Genomic DNA, 16,878 nt, shown 5'->3' with positions numbered 1-16,878 from the left:
TGGACTGCAATCGCTTACACGGTATGCAAGTACCAGTTGTATTCGAGATCGGAGATGGAGTGTTCAAACTCTTCCAGCTCGCTCTCTTTACAGGCGACAAAAATATCGATGTATTTCGGGTCGATATATTTGGCCATCACTTCGCTGTCATCCAGCTCACGCAATGCATCGCGCAGGTTGTTCGGCAGGCTTTGCTCGTTTTGCTCGTAGCTGTTGCCTTCGACGGGTGCGCCCGGTTCGATCTTGTTGGTCAGACCGTGGTGAACACCGGCCAGCACAGAGGCCATCAACAGATACGGGTTGGCATCGGCACCGGCAACCCGGTGTTCGATCCGTACCGAGTCGGCCGAGCCGGTCGGAACGCGAATGGCCACGGTACGGTTGTCCAGGCCCCAGCACGGCGAGTTGGGCACATAGAACTGTGCGCCGAAACGACGGTAGGAGTTCACGTTGGGGCAAAGGAACGCCATCTGTGCCGGTAGGGTCTCGAGCACACCGCCGATCGCGTGACGCAATGCGGCGTTCTGCTCGGGATCCTCGCTGGCAAAAATATTTTTGCCGTCTTTGTCCAGAATCGAAATATGAACGTGTAGCCCGTTGCCCGCCTGGCCCGGATAAGGCTTGGCCATGAATGTGGTGTCCATCTCATGGTCGTAGGCGATGTTTTTGATCAGACGCTTGAGCAGTACCGCGTAGTCGCAGGCCTTGATGGGGTCGGCAACGTGGTGCAGGTTCACTTCGAACTGCGCCGGGGCACTTTCTTTAACGATGGCGTCAGCCGGGATGCCTTGCTCTTTGGCACCTTCCAGAATGTCCTGGAGGCAGTCGACGTATTCATCGAGGTCGTCGATCAGGTAAACCTGAGTCGAATGCGGGCGTTTGCCGGAGATCGGCGAACGGGGTGGCTGCGGGCGACCGTTAACGTTCTCCTGGTCGATCAGGTAGAACTCCAGCTCGAAAGCGGCACAAATGGTCAGGCCCAGCTCGTCAAATTTGGTAACAACTTGACGCAGTACTTCGCGAGGGTCGGCGAAGAAAGGTTCACCTTCAAGTTCGTGCATCGTCATCAGCAGTTGCGCGGTAGGGCGCTTTTGCCAGGGTTCGTTGCACAGGGTGTCGGGGATGGGATAACAGATTCTGTCTGCGTCACCGATATCCAGACCCAGGCCGGTGCTTTCCACCGTTGAGCCATTGATATCCAGTGCAAACAGAGAGGCAGGCAGGTTGATGCCTTTCTCGTAAACCTTGTGCAGGCTGGTGCGTTCGATGCGCTTGCCGCGCACCACACCATTCATATCCGCAATGAGAAGGTCTACGTACAGAACCTCAGGATGATCCTTAAGGAACGCGTTCGCTTCGTTAAGCTGAACGGCACGCGGGGGTACCGACATGATGCAACACCTTTGTTGTTAAAAATATCAATCATTGAGCGCTACGGGATTCAGTCAACCCGAACGGCATACCGAAGTCAAGCAGCCTCTTTTTTGCCCTGAAAAAGCGCCGGAAGGCCATTTTTGACGCTTTTTGGGGCGTATTTGTTCTGTTTTGACGGGTGGCGCCCGCAGGCTTGAGCGGGCCGTGTTGTATTTTTTACGGGGGTGTTGTGTAAAAAAATGAACAAGGCTAAGCTCGATTCAAACCCATAACAGCAATAATACCGGGGTGTTACATGTCACGCCTGCCGTTAATCGGCGTCACCGCCTGCACCAAGCAGATCGGTTTGCATCCTTATCACATCACTGGCGATAAGTACGTGCGAGCAGTTGCAGTGGCCGCCAAAGGCTTGCCCCTGATCATTCCGTCACTGGCGGAACTGATTGATCCGACCGATATTATTGACGGTCTGGACGGCCTGCTCTTTACCGGGTCGCCTTCCAATATTGAACCCCACTTGTATCACGGCCCCGCCAGCGCACCAGACACGCTGCATGATCCCGAGCGTGATCGCACCACCCTTCCCCTGATTCGTGCTGCATTGGCAGCGGGCGTTCCGGTGCTCGGCATTTGCCGCGGCTTTCAGGAGTTGAATGTAGCTCTGGGTGGCTCACTTCACCAGAAATTGCATGAAGTCGAAGGTTTTATCGAACATCGCGAAGACCCCAGTGCCCCTGTTGAGGTGCAATATGCACCGAGCCACGCCATGCACGTCCAGCCGGGCGGAGTGTTGGCAGCTTTGGGCTTGCCCACTGAGTTCGAGGTCAACTCGATTCATACCCAGGGTATCGATCGCCTGGCCCCCGGTTTACGCGCAGAAGCCCTTGCACCGGACGGTCTGGTCGAAGCCGTGTCGGTCAAAGACGGCAAGGCTTTTGCTTTGGCGGTTCAGTGGCACCCCGAATGGCAGGTAAGCTCCAACCCGATTTACCTCGCCATCTTCCAGGCATTTGGAGATGCCTGCAGACGGCGCGCAACACAACGCGACGCAGATGCGTCAGTAAACGCCTGACTTATTCAAGTCAGGACACTCAGCCCAGAGGCATTTATGAGTAACAACCTCGACCAGCTCACCGATTGGTTGAAAGACCACAAGATCACAGAAGTCGAATGCATGATCGCCGACCTTACCGGGATTACTCGCGGCAAGATCTCCCCGACCAACAAGTTCATTGCCGAAAAGGGCATGCGCCTGCCCGAGAGCGTATTGCTGCAAACCGTAACGGGCGACTATGTCGAAGACGACATCTATTACGAACTCCTCGATCCGGCCGACATCGACATGGTCTGCCGTCCCGATCAGAACGCAGTCTTTGTGGTGCCGTGGGCAATTGAGCCAACTGCTCAGGTGATTCACGATACCTACGACAAGCAGGGCAACCCGATCGAGCTGTCGCCGCGCAACGTGCTTAAAAAGGTGCTCAAGCTCTACGCCGACCACGGCTGGCAGCCGATTGTGGCGCCGGAGATGGAGTTTTACCTGACCAAGCGCAGTGACGACCCGGATTACCCGTTGCAGCCGCCTGTGGGCCGCTCCGGCCGCCCGGAAACCGGTCGTCAGTCCTTCTCCATTGAAGCGGCCAACGAATTCGACCCGTTGTTCGAAGACGTATACGACTGGTGCGAACTGCAAAAGCTGGATCTGGACACGTTGATCCACGAAGACGGCACGGCGCAGATGGAAATCAACTTCCGTCACGGCGACGCACTGTCCCTGGCCGACCAGATTCTGGTGTTCAAGCGCACCATGCGCGAAGCCGCGCTCAAGCACGATGTCGCCGCCACGTTCATGGCCAAACCCATGACCGGCGAGCCTGGCAGTGCCATGCATTTGCACCAGAGCATCATCGATATCAACACCGGCAAAAACATCTTCTCCAATGAAGATGGAACCATGAGCGACCTGTTCCTGAACCACATCGGCGGGCTGCAGAAGTTCATTCCAGAACTGTTGCCGCTGTTTGCTCCGAATGTGAACTCGTTCCGCCGTTTCTTGCCTGATACCTCGGCACCGGTAAACGTGGAGTGGGGCGAGGAGAACCGTACCGTGGGTTTGCGCGTACCGGATGCCGGGCCGCAGAACCGTCGTGTCGAAAACCGCCTGCCGGGCGCCGATGCCAACCCGTACCTGGCTATTGCCGCCAGCCTGCTGTGTGGCTACATCGGCATGGTCGAAGGCATCAACCCGAGTGCGCCGGTAGTGGGCCGTGGGTACGAGCGCCGCAACCTGCGCTTGCCGTTGACCATTGAAGACGCCCTGGAGCGTATGGAAAACAGCAAGACGGTCGAGAAGTATCTGGGCACCAAGTTCATCACCGGCTACGTGGCAGTCAAACGTGCCGAACATGAAAACTTCAAGCGCGTCATCAGTTCGTGGGAGCGGGAATTCCTGCTGTTCGCCGTCTGACACGCTGGAGGGGCGAGCCAGGAAGGCGCCGCCCCTCCTCTACTGACTAAAGGAGAGCCGTATGACCAACAAGAACCCGCAAACCCTCGAATGGCAACAACTGAGCAACGATCACCACCTGGCACCGTTCAGTGACTTCAAACAGTTGAAAGAAGTCGGCCCACGCATCATCACTCACGCCAAGGGCGTGTACCTGTGGGACAGCGAAGGCCACAAGATTCTCGACGGCATGGCCGGCCTGTGGTGTGTTGCCATCGGCTATGGCCGTGACGAGCTGGCTGAAGCGGCCAGCAAGCAAATGCGTGAACTGCCGTACTACAACCTGTTTTTCATGACCGCCCACCCGCCGGTCCTTGAACTGTCCAAAGCCATCGCCGAGATCGCACCTGAAGGCATGAACCATGTGTTCTTCACCGGCTCAGGCTCTGAGGGCAACGACACCATGCTGCGCATGGTTCGCCATTACTGGGCGATCAAGGGCCAGCCGAATAAAAAGACCATCATCAGCCGCAAAAACGGCTACCACGGTTCTACCGTGGCCGGTGCCAGCCTGGGCGGCATGACCTACATGCACGAACAGGGCGATTTGCCGATTCCGGGCATTACCCACATCCCGCAGCCGTACTGGTTCGGTGAAGGTGGCGATATGTCCCCGGAAGAGTTCGGTATCTGGGCGGCCAATCAGCTTGAAGAAAAAATCCTCGAACTGGGCGTCGACACTGTCGGTGCCTTTATTGCCGAGCCGATCCAGGGCGCGGGCGGTGTGATCGTGCCGCCAGCCACCTACTGGCCACGCATCAAGGAAATCCTGGCCAAGTACGACATCCTGTTCGTGGCCGATGAAGTGATTTGTGGTTTTGGTCGCACCGGCGAGTGGTTCGGCAGTGATTTCTACGACCTCAAGCCGGACATGATGACCATCGCCAAGGGCCTGACCTCGGGCTACATCCCGATGGGCGGCCTGATCGTGCGCGACGAAGTGGTGGCGGTGCTGAATGAGGGCGGCGATTTCAACCACGGCTTCACCTACTCGGGTCACCCGGTAGCCGCTGCCGTGGCACTGGAAAACATCCGCATCCTGCGCGAAGAAAAAATTGTCGAGAAGGTGCATGCCGAAACGGCACCGTATTTGCAAAAGCGTCTGCGTGAACTGAACGATCACCCGTTGGTGGGCGAAGTGCGTGGTGTGGGCATGCTGGGTGCCATTGAGCTGGTACAGGACAAAGCCACACGCAAGCGTTACGAAGGCCGTGGTGTCGGCATGATCTGCCGGCAGTTCTGTTTTGATAACGGTCTGATCATGCGTGCCGTGGGTGACACCATGATCATCTCGCCGCCATTGGTGATCAGCAAGGACGAGATCGACGAGCTGGTGACCAAGGCGCGTAAGTGCCTGGATCTGACCTTGGAAACTTTGCAAGGTTAACTGCTAGGCTTTGAGCGCAGGAGAACTGCTGTTTTAAAGCAGGCAATTGCGCTCAGAGCCTTAAGAATCAAGGCTCTTCCCTTGAAAGCCTGCCCCGGATCTTGCCAGACTAGCCGCCGGCTTTAGTCACCTTGAGATCAGGTCGCTGAATCGGTGGTTTAAAAGAACAATTGGAGCATTACAGATGAAGGCATCAGGTTTTAAAAAAGCTGGCAAGACCCTTCTCGCCCTCTCCTTGATGGGTGTGATGGCCGGGGCAGCTCAAGCAGCAGACAAGGTTCTGCACATCTACAACTGGTCCGATTACATCGCACCGGACACGGTTAAAAAGTTCGAAGACCAGACCGGTATCAAGGTGGTCTACGACGTGTTCGACAGCAACGAGACCCTTGAGGCCAAGCTGCTGGCGGGCAAGTCCGGCTACGACATCGTCGTGCCTTCCAACAATTTCCTGGCCAAGCAGATCAAGGCCGGGGTTTACCAGGAGCTGGACAAGTCCAAGCTGCCCAACTGGAAAAACCTCGACCCGGCGTTGCTCAAGGCCGTTGGCGATGCCAGCGACAAAGACAACAAACATGCGTTCCCGTACATGTGGGGCACCATCGGCATCGGCTACAATCCGGAGAAGGTCAAGGCCGCGCTGGGCGTGGACACCATCGATTCCTGGGACGTGCTGTTCAAGCCGGAGAACGCTGCCAAGCTTAAAAGCTGCGGCATAAGCTTCCTCGACTCGCCGACCGAAATGATCCCGGCCGCCCTGCACTACCTGGGCTACCCGACCGATTCGCAAGACAAGAAACAACTGGCTGAAGCCGAAGCGCTGTTCCTGAAGATTCGCCCTTCGGTCGGCTACTTCCATTCCTCCAAGTACATCTCCGACCTGGCCAACGGCAACATCTGCGTGGCCGTGGGTTACTCGGGTGACCTTGAACAGTCCATTTCCCGCGCCAAAGAGGCCGGTGACAAGGTCAAGCTCAAGTACGCGATCCCTAAAGAAGGTGCCGGCAGCTTCTATGACATGGTCGCCATTCCCAAGGATGCCGAGAACGTCGACGCCGCCTATGCCTGGATGAATTATCTGATGCAGCCTGAAGTGATGGCCGAAATCACCAACAGCGTGCGTTTCCCCAACGGTAACAAGGCTGCAACGCCGCTGGTGAATAAAGATATCTCGGGCGACCCGAGCATTTACCCGTCCGATGAAGTGAAGGCCAAGCTCTACGCTATCAGCGATTTGCCACCGACCACCCTGCGGTTGCTGACGCGCAGCTGGACCAAAATCAAGTCCGGTAAATAACGCCTCGCCCCTTGTAGCCGCTGCCGAAGGCTGCGATTGAGACCGGAGGGCTGATGCCTTCCGGTTTCACAAAAACCGGCGCAATGGTCGGAAAAACAAGGTGTTAGGGCAATTATTCGCGGAAAACTTTGCTGTGCAGGTTTATCGAGGGTAAGTTGCGCGCCGGTTTTGTCTTTGGCGGTTCGACTGCCGTATGACGCGGGCAACTCAGGCCCAACTATTTAGAGGACCATCACGTGTCTATATCTCTGTTTCGCAAGACCTTGCTGGTCGGAGCTGGTTTGACGCTTGCCGTCAGCGTACAAGCGGCACCCACGGTGCACATTTACAACTGGTCGGACTATATCGCGCCGAACACGCTGGCTGATTTTGAAGCCGCGACCGGCATCAAGCCGATTTATGATGTCTTTGATTCCAACGAAACCCTGGAAGGCAAACTGCTGGCCGGGCGTACCGGTTATGACGTGGTCGTTCCGTCTAACCACTTCCTGGGCAAGCAGATCAAGGCGGGTGCGTTCCAGAAGCTCGACCTTGCGCAGTTGCCGAATTATTCCAACCTCGACCCGGCCCTGCTCAAGCGCCTGCAGGCCAATGACCCGGGCAATCAATATGCCGTGCCTTACCTGTGGGGCACCAACGGCATTGGCTACAACGTCGATAAAGTCAAAGAAGTGCTGGGCGTCGACAGTATCGACTCCTGGGATGCGGTGTTCAAACCCGAGAACATGAAGAAGCTCACCAAGTGCGGCGTGGCTTTCCTGGATTCGGCGGATGAAATGCTGCCTACCGTACTCAACTACCTGGGCCTGGATGCCAACAGCACCAACCCCAAGGACTACAAGAAAGCTGAAGAAGTCCTGATGTCGGTGCGTCCATACGTCACCTACTTCCACTCTTCCAAATACATCTCCGACCTGGCCAACGGCAACATCTGCGTTGCGATTGGTTTTTCCGGTGATGTATTCCAGGCCAAGACGCGTGCCGAGGATGCAAAAAAAGGCGTGAACATCGCCTATATCGTGCCCAAGGAAGGCGGCGCCCTGTGGTTTGACATGCTGGCCATCCCCAAGGATTCCAGCAACGTCAAGGAGGCCCACACATTCATCAACTACCAGCTCAAGCCTGAAGTGATCGCTCAGGTCAGTGACTATGTCGGTTATGCCAACCCTAACCCGGCGGCCGACAAGGTGATGGATGAGTCCATTCGTACCGACGAAGCGGTTTACCCAACCCAGGCGGTGCTGGACAAGACATACGTCTCAACCGAGCTGCCCCCGAAAATACAGCGTCTGATGACGCGTACGTGGACCAAGGTCAAGACGGGCAAGTAATCTCGCCAGACCACCTATCCAAGGCCCGGCCATCAAGGCCGGGCTGCTAAATTTGTTGGGAGTTACGTAATGGCTGTTGCCTCCGGCGCCTATAAGAAAGCCCTCGAGGGCGACCAGACACCTAAGCAGGTGCTGGTCAAAATCGACCGGGTCACGAAGAAATTCGACGAGACGATTGCCGTGGACGATGTGTCCCTGGAAATCAACAAGGGCGAAATCTTCGCCCTGCTCGGCGGATCGGGATCGGGCAAATCCACTTTGCTGCGCATGCTCGCCGGTTTCGAGCGCCCAACAGAGGGTCGTATCTTCCTTGACGGTGTTGATATCACCGACCTGCCGCCCTATGAGCGGCCGATCAATATGATGTTCCAGTCCTATGCCCTGTTCCCGCATATGACCGTGGCGCAGAACATCGCCTTCGGCCTCAAGCAGGACAAGATGTCGACCGCCGAGATCGATGCCCGCGTGGGCGAGATGCTCAAGCTGGTCCACATGAGCCAGTACGCCAAGCGCAAGCCCCATCAGTTGTCCGGTGGCCAGCGCCAGCGTGTTGCCCTGGCCCGTTCGCTGGCCAAGCGCCCGAAGTTGCTGCTGCTGGATGAGCCAATGGGCGCATTGGACAAAAAACTGCGTTCGCAGATGCAGCTGGAACTGGTTGAGATCATCGAGCGCGTGGGCGTGACCTGCGTGATGGTGACCCACGACCAGGAAGAGGCCATGACCATGGCCCAGCGTATTGCGATCATGCATTTGGGCTGGATTGCCCAGATCGGCAGCCCTATCGACATTTACGAAACCCCGGTCAGCCGCCTGGTGTGCGAATTTATCGGCAACGTCAACCTGTTCGACGGTGAAGTGGTCGATGACGCCGAAGGCTATGCGCGGATCAAGTGCCCGGAGCTGGAGAACGACATCTACGTCGGTCACGGCGTGAGCACCTCGGTGGAAGACAAGCACACCACCTACGCGATTCGCCCGGAAAAAATGCTCGTCACCACCGAAAAGCCGACCTGCGAATACAACTGGTCGCGCGGCAAGGTGCATGACATCGCTTACCTGGGCGGGCACTCGGTGTTCTACGTCGAGCTGCCGAGCGGCAAGCTGGTGCAGTCGTTTGTGGCCAACGCCGAACGCCGTGGCGCCCGCCCGACCTGGGACGACGAAGTCTACGTGTGGTGGGAAGACGACAGCGGCGTGGTATTGCGCTCATGAACATGCGAAAACTCAAACGCCGACTGCAACGAATAACCCCCGGTGGCCGCCATATGGTCATCGGGATTCCATTCCTGTGGCTGTTTTTGTTCTTCATGCTGCCGTTCTTCATCGTCCTGAAGATCAGCTTTGCCGAAGCGGACGTCGCGATTCCGCCGTATACCGAGATCTATAGCTACGTTGACCAGAAAATCCAGGTACTGCTGAACCTGGGCAACTACGCCATGCTCGGCGACGATGAACTGTATATCGCCGCGTATCTGGGCTCCCTGAAGATGGCTTTCTTCAGCACCCTGCTGTGCCTGCTGATCGGTTATCCGATGGCCTATGCCATCGCCAATGCCCGTAAAGAGATGCAGACCGTGCTGGTACTGCTGATCATGATGCCGACCTGGACCGCGATCCTGATCCGCGTCTACGCGTGGATGGGCATTCTCAGCAACAACGGCCTGCTCAATGGCTTCTTGATGTCGATGGGCTGGATCAGTGAACCCCTGCAGATCCTCAACACCAATATCGCGGTGTATATCGGCATTGTGTATTCGTACCTGCCATTCATGATCCTGCCGCTGTATGCCAACCTGGTGAAACACGACACCAGCTTGCTGGAAGCCGCGTCAGACCTGGGGTCGAGCACCTTCAACAGCTTCTGGAAGATCACCGTGCCGCTGTCCAAAAACGGCATTATCGCCGGCTGCATGCTGGTGTTTATCCCGGTGGTGGGCGAGTTCGTGATCCCGGAACTGCTGGGCGGCCCGGAAACCCTGATGATCGGTAAAGTGCTGTGGCAAGAGTTCTTCAATAACCGTGACTGGCCGGTGGCGTCTGCGCTTGCCGTGGTCATGCTGGCGATCCTGATCGTGCCCATCATTCTGTTCAACCGCAGCCAGGCTAAAGAGCTGGAGGGCAAGATATGAATCGCTTCCGTTTTTCTAGCTTTATGTTGGTCGCGGGGTTGTTGTTCATCTACCTGCCGATGCTGATTCTGGTGATCTACTCGTTCAACGCCTCCAAGCTGGTGACGGTGTGGGGCGGCTGGTCGTTGAAGTGGTACGTGGGCCTGCTGGACAACACGCAACTGATGGGTTCGGTGATGCGCTCGCTGGAAATCGCCCTGTACACGGCGATTGCAGCGGTGGCACTGGGTACGTTGGCGGCATTTGTGCTGACGCGTATCAGCCGCTTCAAGGGTCGCACGCTGTTTGGCGGCCTGGTGACGGCGCCGCTGGTCATGCCAGAGGTGATTACCGGTCTGTCGCTGTTGCTGCTGTTCGTGGCGATGGCGCAGATGATTGGCTGGCCGCAAGAACGTGGCCTGGTGACCATCTGGATCGCGCACACGACGTTCTGCTCGGCCTATGTGGCGGTGGTGGTGTCGTCGCGCTTGCGTGAGCTGGATCTGTCGATCGAAGAAGCGGCCATGGACCTGGGCGCCAAGCCGTGGAAGGTGTTCTTTTTGATCACCATTCCCATGATTGCGCCCTCCCTGGCGGCCGGCGCAATGATGTCCTTTGCCCTGTCGCTGGATGACCTGGTACTGGCCAGTTTTGTGTCGGGGCCGGGGTCGACGACCTTGCCGATGGAAGTGTTTTCGGCGGTGCGCCTGGGGGTCAAACCTGAGATCAACGCCGTGGCCAGCCTGATTTTGCTGGCAGTGTCACTGGTGACCTTCATGGTGTGGTTCTTCAGCCGCCGTGCCGAAGAGCACCGCAAAAAGGCGATTCAGCAGGCTATCGATGAGTCTGCGGCGGAATCGTGGAAGCAGCCGGACGTGCGTCGTCCGCAGTCGACCAGCGCGGTTTAAGACAGCGTCATAAAAAACCTCGCCCCCTGTGACAGGGAGGCGAGGTTTTTTTTGCCTGAGATCAAGACCCCTCACCCCAGCCCTCTCCCGGAGGGAGAGGGAGCCGATCTTCAGTGAGGCGTACATCTGCTTTTGCTTCTAGTCCCCTCTCCCATTGGGAGAGGGTCAGGGTGAGGGTTTTTTTGATCTTCCTATGGCTTGGCCACCTTCCACGCCCCGTCCATTTTACCGTCACCGGTCATGTCACCGGCTTTCTTGTCCATCACGAAGGTGTACAGCGGTTTGCCGTCATAGGCCCATTGCATGTGGCCGTCATCGCGCTTGATGGCCGTCCACTTGCCCATGTCCATGGCTGTGCTCTCGGCTGCCAGCGGCGGCCAGTTGGCGGCGCACTTGTCATTGCACATCGATTTGCCGCCCGCATCCTTGGCGAAGGTGTAGAGGGTCATGCCTTTGTGGTCGACCAGCATGCCGTCCTTGGTCATCGCCGGTTCAGCCGCATACGCCAACCCGGGCAAGGTGAAGGCTACGGCCAGCAGCAATGTCTTTAGGGAAAACGAGCTAGATGTCATTGGAATCGTCCTTTTTGTGGTTGTACGATTTGAGACTAAAGCGTAGTTCACGAACCGTTAGCGCGCGCCCATCCCCAAAGCTGTCACACGACTGCAATAATTGCGTTATCTAATGCGCCACAAGACAGTTTAATGACGAGAGGATTACGGCATGGTTGGCAGGAGCATTTTGATCGTTGATGACGAGGCGCCGATCCGCGAGATGATCGCCGTGGCCCTGGAAATGGCGGGCTACGATTGCCTTGAAGCCGATAATGCCCAGGATGCCCATGCCATTATCGTGGACCGTAAACCGGACCTGATCCTGCTCGACTGGATGCTGCCCGGCGGTACGTCGGGCATTGAGCTGGCCCGACGCCTCAAGCGCGAAGAGCTGACCGGCGATATTCCCATCATCATGCTCACGGCCAAGGGTGAAGAGGACAACAAGATCCAGGGCCTGGAAGTGGGCGCGGATGACTACATCACCAAACCATTCTCCCCCCGTGAGCTGGTCGCCCGCCTCAAGGCCGTGCTGCGCCGCGCCGGCCCGGCCGATGCCGAATCGCCCATCGAGATCGGCGGCCTGCTGCTCGACCCCATCAGCCACCGCGTGACCATCGACGGCACCCCTGCCGAAATGGGCCCCACTGAATACCGCCTGCTGCAATTTTTCATGACCCACCAGGAGCGCGCCTACACCCGGGGCCAGTTGCTGGACCAGGTCTGGGGCGGCAACGTGTATGTGGAGGAGCGCACTGTGGACGTGCATATCCGCCGCTTGCGCAAAGCGCTCGGTGAGGCTTACGAAAATCTGGTACAAACCGTGCGTGGTACCGGTTACCGGTTTTCCACCAAGGCCTGATACCGGCTCTCACTGATCCAGCGGCAAGCAAGGACTCGCGCGACGTGAATCAAAACTGGCATGGCACTCTGATCCGTCATTTGTTGCTTTTGGTCACTGGCTGCCTGCTGGTCGGGCTGATCAGTGGCTATTACGGCTGGAGCCTGGCCATTGGCCTAGCGTTCTATCTGGGCTGGACCCTCAAGCAGTTGCTGCGCCTGCACGAGTGGCTGCGCCAGCACAAACCCGACGAAGCACCGCCCGATGGCTACGGTTTGTGGGGCGAGGTGTTCGACAGCATCTACCACCTGCAGCGCCGTGACCAGCGCGTACGCGGGCGACTGCAAGCGGTGATCGATCGCGTGCAAGAGTCTACGGCGGCGCTCAAGGACGCGGTGATCATGCTAGACAGTGACGGCAACCTGGAGTGGTGGAACCTCGCCGCAGAGACCCTGCTGGGTCTCAAGACGCCACAGGACAGCGGCCAGCCAGTGACCAACCTGGTACGCCACCCGCGCTTCAAGGAATACTTCGAGCAAGGTAATTATGGCGAACCGCTGGATATCCCCTCGCCGGTCAACGATCACTTGCGCATCCAGCTCTATATCACCCGCTACGGCAACAACGAACACCTGATGCTGGTGCGCGATGTGACGCGCATTCATCAACTGGAGCAGATGCGCAAAGACTTTATCGCCAACGTGTCCCATGAACTGCGTACGCCGTTGACGGTGATCTGTGGCTATCTTGAAACCCTGCTCGATAACGTCGACGACGTAAACCCGCGCTGGAAGCGCCCCCTGTCGCAAATGCAGCAACAGGGTGAACGCATGCAGACCCTGCTCAACGACCTGCTGTTGCTGGCCAAGCTGGAGGCCACGGACTACCCCTCGGATAACCAGCCGGTGGCCATCGACAGCTTGCTGCGTTCGATCAAGAGCGACGCCCAGGCGTTGTCCGGTCAGCGCAACCAGACGATCACCCTGGACGTGGAAGCCGATTGCGCGCTCAAGGGCAGCGAAGCCGAATTGCGCAGCGCGTTCTCCAACCTGGTGTTCAACGCCGTCAAATACACCCCCGATGGCGGCAGCGTACGCATTCGCTGGTGGGCAGACAGCGCGGGCGCCCACTTGAGCGTGCAGGACTCGGGCGTGGGCATCGACAACAAGCATTTGCCGCGCCTGACGGAACGCTTCTACCGTGTCGACTCCAGCCGCAACGCCAGCACCGGCGGCACCGGGCTGGGCCTGGCGATCGTCAAGCATGTGTTGCTGCGCCACCGCGCGCGGCTGGAGATCAGCAGCGTATTGGGACACGGCAGCACCTTCACCTGCCATTTCGCACCGGGCCAGGTGACAAAACCCCAGCCAAAGACACTTATTGACTAGGCCCTGTAGCCCTTTCCCACTAGGCAAGGGCTACATCAGCCGTTACATTGTTTGGCCATACCTCCCTATCTGTAACGACGGAACCCGTAAAACTCCATCATGGACCCTTCCCCTGGCTTGACCCTCGCGACACTCTTCGCCGACTTCGGCATGATTCTTTTTGCTTTGATCCTGGTTTTGCTCAACGGTTTTTTCGTTGCGGCCGAATTTGCCATGGTCAAATTGCGCTCCACCCGGGTTGAGGCGATAGCCGAAGACAACGGCTGGCGCGGGCAGATCCTGCGCACCGTGCATAACCAGCTCGACGCCTACCTGTCTGCCTGCCAGCTGGGTATCACCCTGGCCTCGCTGGGCCTGGGCTGGGTCGGCGAGCCGGCGTTCGCCCATATCCTGGAGCCGCTGCTGGGCGCCATCGGCGTCTCGTCGCCTGAAGTGATCAAGGGCGTATCGTTCTTTACCGCCTTCTTTATCATTTCCTACCTGCACATCGTGGTCGGTGAGCTGGCGCCCAAGTCCTGGGCCATCCGCAAGCCAGAGACCCTGTCGCTGTGGACCGCCGTGCCGCTGTACCTGTTCTACTGGGCCATGTACCCGGCGATTTACCTGCTCAACGCCAGTGCCAACGCGATTTTGCGTATTGCCGGCCAGGGTGAGCCCGGTGCCCATCACGATCACGCTTACAGCCGTGAAGAACTCAAGCTGATCCTGCACTCCAGCCGTGGCCAGGATCCGAGCGACCAGGGCATGCGCGTGCTGGCTTCTGCCGTGGAAATGGGCGAGCTGGAAGTGGTCGACTGGGCCAACTCCCGCGAAGACCTGGTGACCCTGGATTCCAAGGCGCCGCTCAAGGACATCCTGGCGCTGTTCCGTCGCCACAAATTCAGCCGCTACCCGGTCTATGATGCCGACACCAACACCTTCGTCGGTTTGCTGCACATCAAGGATCTGCTGTTGGAACTGGCCGACCTGGACCACTTGCCCGAAACCTTCAACCTTGAAGAACTGACCCGACCGCTGGAGCGGGTGTCGCGGCATATGCCGCTGAGTCAGTTGCTTGAGCAGTTCCGCAAGGGCGGCGCGCACTTTGCCCTGGTTGAAGAAGCTGACGGCAAGGTGGTGGGCTACCTGACCATGGAGGACGTGCTGGAAGTGCTGGTGGGTGATATCCAGGACGAACACCGCAAGGCCGAGCGCGGCATTCTGTCGTATCAGCCTGGCAAGCTGCTGGTGCGCGGCGACACGCCGTTGTTCAAGATTGAACGCTTGCTGGGTGTGGACCTTGACCACGTTGAAGCCGAAACCGTCGCGGGCCTGATCTACGACACCCTCAAGCGGGTTCCGGCCGAAGAAGAACAACTGGAAGTCGAAGGCCTGCGCATCATCATCAAAAAGATGAAAGGTCCGAAAATCGTCCTGGCCAAAGTCCTCAAGCTGGATTAAAGCCCGCTCTTTGTAGCAGCTGCCTCGTACCTTCGGCAGCTGCTGCAAGGATTTATGCAACTCTCCCTTCTGTAAGAACTTTTGCCAGCGAAAGCTGGCTGAAAGCTTCCCTCTCTAGCATCGAGTCATTACCGGCAACAGACCGGTTGGCCTGCCACGCGTACAACCCGCGGTCAGCGCCTTACTACAACAATAAGGGTGACTTTCATGCTGACCTTCCTTGGCTTTGCCATGGTCATTACATTCATGTACCTGATCATGACCAAGCGTCTTTCCGCCCTGATCGCCCTGATTCTGGTGCCCATCCTGTTTGCCGTTTTCGGCGGTTTTGCCCCGAAAATCGGCCCGATGATGCTCGAAGGCATCACCAAGCTGGCCCCTACCGGGGTGATGCTGATGTTCGCCATCCTCTACTTTGCCCTGATGATCGACTCCGGTCTGTTTGACCCGGCAGTGCGCAAGATCCTCAAGCTGGTCAAGGGTGATCCGCTGAAAATCTCGGTGGGCACGGCGGTGCTGGCGCTGGTGGTGTCCCTGGATGGCGACGGCGCGACCACCTACATGATTTGCGTAGCGGCCATGCTGCCGCTCTACAGCCGTATCGGGATGAGCCCGCGGATCATGGCCGGCCTGATCATCCTGGCCGGCGGCGTGATGAACATGACGCCCTGGGGCGGCCCGACTGCACGGGCGGCCAGTGCGCTGCACGTCGATCCTTCGGATATTTTTGTACCGATGATCCCGGCCATGCTCGCCGGCTGCGCAGCGATCCTGGTCATCGCCTGGTTCTACGGCAAGCGCGAGCGTGCGCGTCTGGGCGAATTGCACCTGCACGGCGATGAAGTCGACCACAGCGAAATCAGCGTGTCGCAGTATCCGGATGCACGTCGACCTAAACTGATCTGGTTCAACGGTGCATTGACCCTGGCGCTGATGATCGCGCTGATTGCCGGCCTGCTGCCTCTGCCCGTGTTGTTTATGGTCGCGTTCAGTATCGCGATGATCGTCAACTATCCTTGCCTGCAACAGCAAAAAGACCGTGTAGCGGCCCATGCTGGCAGTGTCCTGGCAGTGGTTGGGCTGATTTTTGCCGCGGGTATCTTCACTGGCATCCTGTCGGGCACCGGGATGGTCGATGCCATGTCCAAAAGCCTGTTGGCCGTGATTCCGCCTGCGCTCGGGCCGTATCTGGCGGTGATCACCGCGCTGGTGAGCATGCCCTTCACCTTCTTCATGTCCAACGATGCGTTCTACTACGGGGTACTGCCTGTATTGGCCGAAGCGGCCAGCCACTACGGCATCACTGCCGCCGAAATGGCCCGTGCCTCAATTGTCGGCCAGCCAGTGCATTTGCTCAGTCCGCTGGTGCCCTCGACCTACCTGCTGGTAGCCCTGGCCGGTATCGAGTTTGGCGATCACCAGCGTTTCACCCTCAAGTGGGCGATTCTGGTGTGCCTGTGCATCATGGTCGCCGCGCTGCTGCTGGGCACATTCCCGCTGTTCAGTACGCTGTAACACAGCAATCGCGTAGCAGCTGCCGAGGAACGAAGGCTGCGTTCGAGCGCGAAGCGGTCGTAAAGTCTGAGCCTATGGTGTGCCTGACACACCGCAATCGCCGATTTTACGACTGCTGCGCAGCCGGACGCAGCCTTCGTTCCTCGGCAGCTGCTTGTATGTTTTCCCGGTGCCCAAGAAAATGCCGGGGCGTGTACAAAAAGCGTTTCGGGGAGGCCGATAGCTGCTT

The 16,878-nt window shown here is 58.0% G+C and carries 14 protein-coding genes; 12 read left to right on the top strand and 2 right to left on the bottom strand.

The window, feature by feature from the left end; translation table 11 throughout:
- Positions 1-14: 14 nt before the first annotated feature.
- Positions 15-1,391, bottom strand: coding sequence for a glutamine synthetase family protein (locus tag GHO03_RS02060; RefSeq protein WP_094999612.1), 1,377 nt, complete (start codon positions 1,389-1,391; stop codon positions 15-17).
- A gap of 278 nt (positions 1,392-1,669) precedes the next feature.
- Between GHO03_RS02060 and GHO03_RS02055 the strand changes: the two genes are divergently transcribed.
- From GHO03_RS02055 to GHO03_RS02020, 8 genes are all read left to right on the top strand, one after another.
- Complete coding sequence (locus GHO03_RS02055; RefSeq protein WP_095017911.1) at positions 1,670-2,446, top strand: gamma-glutamyl-gamma-aminobutyrate hydrolase family protein; 777 nt, start codon at positions 1,670-1,672, stop codon at positions 2,444-2,446.
- Positions 2,447-2,482: 36 nt separating this feature from the next.
- Positions 2,483-3,841: a glutamine synthetase family protein gene (locus GHO03_RS02050; protein WP_094999614.1), complete on the top strand. Its 1,359-nt coding sequence runs from the start codon at positions 2,483-2,485 to the stop codon at positions 3,839-3,841.
- Between the two features lie 61 nt (positions 3,842-3,902).
- Positions 3,903-5,267 carry an aspartate aminotransferase family protein gene (locus tag GHO03_RS02045; RefSeq protein WP_094999615.1) on the top strand — a complete coding sequence of 455 codons (1,365 nt, stop codon included), beginning with the start codon at positions 3,903-3,905 and terminating at the stop codon, positions 5,265-5,267.
- Positions 5,268-5,451: 184 nt separating this feature from the next.
- Positions 5,452-6,564 (top strand): polyamine ABC transporter substrate-binding protein, encoded by a 1,113-nt coding sequence (locus GHO03_RS02040; RefSeq protein WP_095017910.1) that lies wholly within the window; start codon positions 5,452-5,454, stop codon positions 6,562-6,564.
- A 236-nt stretch (positions 6,565-6,800) separates the two neighbouring features.
- The gene (locus tag GHO03_RS02035) at positions 6,801-7,895 is read left to right on the top strand and encodes a polyamine ABC transporter substrate-binding protein (RefSeq protein WP_372241699.1); all 1,095 of its coding nucleotides are present in this window, start codon (positions 6,801-6,803) and stop codon (positions 7,893-7,895) included.
- Between the two features lie 69 nt (positions 7,896-7,964).
- The gene (locus GHO03_RS02030) at positions 7,965-9,107 is read left to right on the top strand and encodes an ABC transporter ATP-binding protein (RefSeq protein ID WP_094999618.1); all 1,143 of its coding nucleotides are present in this window, start codon (positions 7,965-7,967) and stop codon (positions 9,105-9,107) included.
- Positions 9,104-10,024, top strand: a complete 921-nt coding sequence (locus tag GHO03_RS02025; RefSeq protein WP_029611643.1) for an ABC transporter permease subunit — start codon at positions 9,104-9,106, stop codon at positions 10,022-10,024. The genes GHO03_RS02030 and GHO03_RS02025 overlap by 4 nt, the downstream gene beginning before the upstream one ends.
- The gene (locus GHO03_RS02020; RefSeq protein ID WP_016782811.1) at positions 10,021-10,911 is read left to right on the top strand and encodes an ABC transporter permease subunit; all 891 of its coding nucleotides are present in this window, start codon (positions 10,021-10,023) and stop codon (positions 10,909-10,911) included. Before GHO03_RS02025 ends, GHO03_RS02020 begins: the two co-directional genes overlap by 4 nt.
- A gap of 191 nt (positions 10,912-11,102) precedes the next feature.
- Here GHO03_RS02020 and GHO03_RS02015 read toward each other — a convergent pair whose 3' ends face one another.
- On the bottom strand, positions 11,103-11,483 hold the full coding sequence (locus GHO03_RS02015) for a hypothetical protein (RefSeq protein WP_094999620.1): 381 nt from the start codon (positions 11,481-11,483) through the stop codon (positions 11,103-11,105).
- Between the two features lie 151 nt (positions 11,484-11,634).
- Between GHO03_RS02015 and phoB the strand changes: the two genes are divergently transcribed.
- The 4 genes from phoB (at position 11,635) to GHO03_RS01995 (ending at position 16,649) form a co-directional block, all read left to right on the top strand.
- The gene (gene phoB / locus GHO03_RS02010; RefSeq protein ID WP_094999621.1) at positions 11,635-12,327 is read left to right on the top strand and encodes a phosphate regulon transcriptional regulator PhoB; all 693 of its coding nucleotides are present in this window, start codon (positions 11,635-11,637) and stop codon (positions 12,325-12,327) included.
- Between the two features lie 44 nt (positions 12,328-12,371).
- Positions 12,372-13,694, top strand: a complete 1,323-nt coding sequence (gene phoR, locus GHO03_RS02005) for a phosphate regulon sensor histidine kinase PhoR (RefSeq protein ID WP_094999622.1) — start codon at positions 12,372-12,374, stop codon at positions 13,692-13,694.
- Between the two features lie 99 nt (positions 13,695-13,793).
- The gene (locus tag GHO03_RS02000; RefSeq protein ID WP_094999623.1) at positions 13,794-15,134 is read left to right on the top strand and encodes a hemolysin family protein; all 1,341 of its coding nucleotides are present in this window, start codon (positions 13,794-13,796) and stop codon (positions 15,132-15,134) included.
- A gap of 207 nt (positions 15,135-15,341) precedes the next feature.
- Positions 15,342-16,649, top strand: coding sequence for a CitMHS family transporter (locus GHO03_RS01995; RefSeq protein WP_094999624.1), 1,308 nt, complete (start codon positions 15,342-15,344; stop codon positions 16,647-16,649).
- Positions 16,650-16,878: the final 229 nt, after the last annotated feature.

The organism is Pseudomonas sp. FSL R10-1339 (assembly GCF_009600545.1).
Taxonomy (GTDB): domain Bacteria; phylum Pseudomonadota; class Gammaproteobacteria; order Pseudomonadales; family Pseudomonadaceae; genus Aquipseudomonas; species Aquipseudomonas bubulae.
Note: the sequence above shows the minus strand (reverse complement) of the source record. Positions and strands in the feature narration are given on the sequence as shown.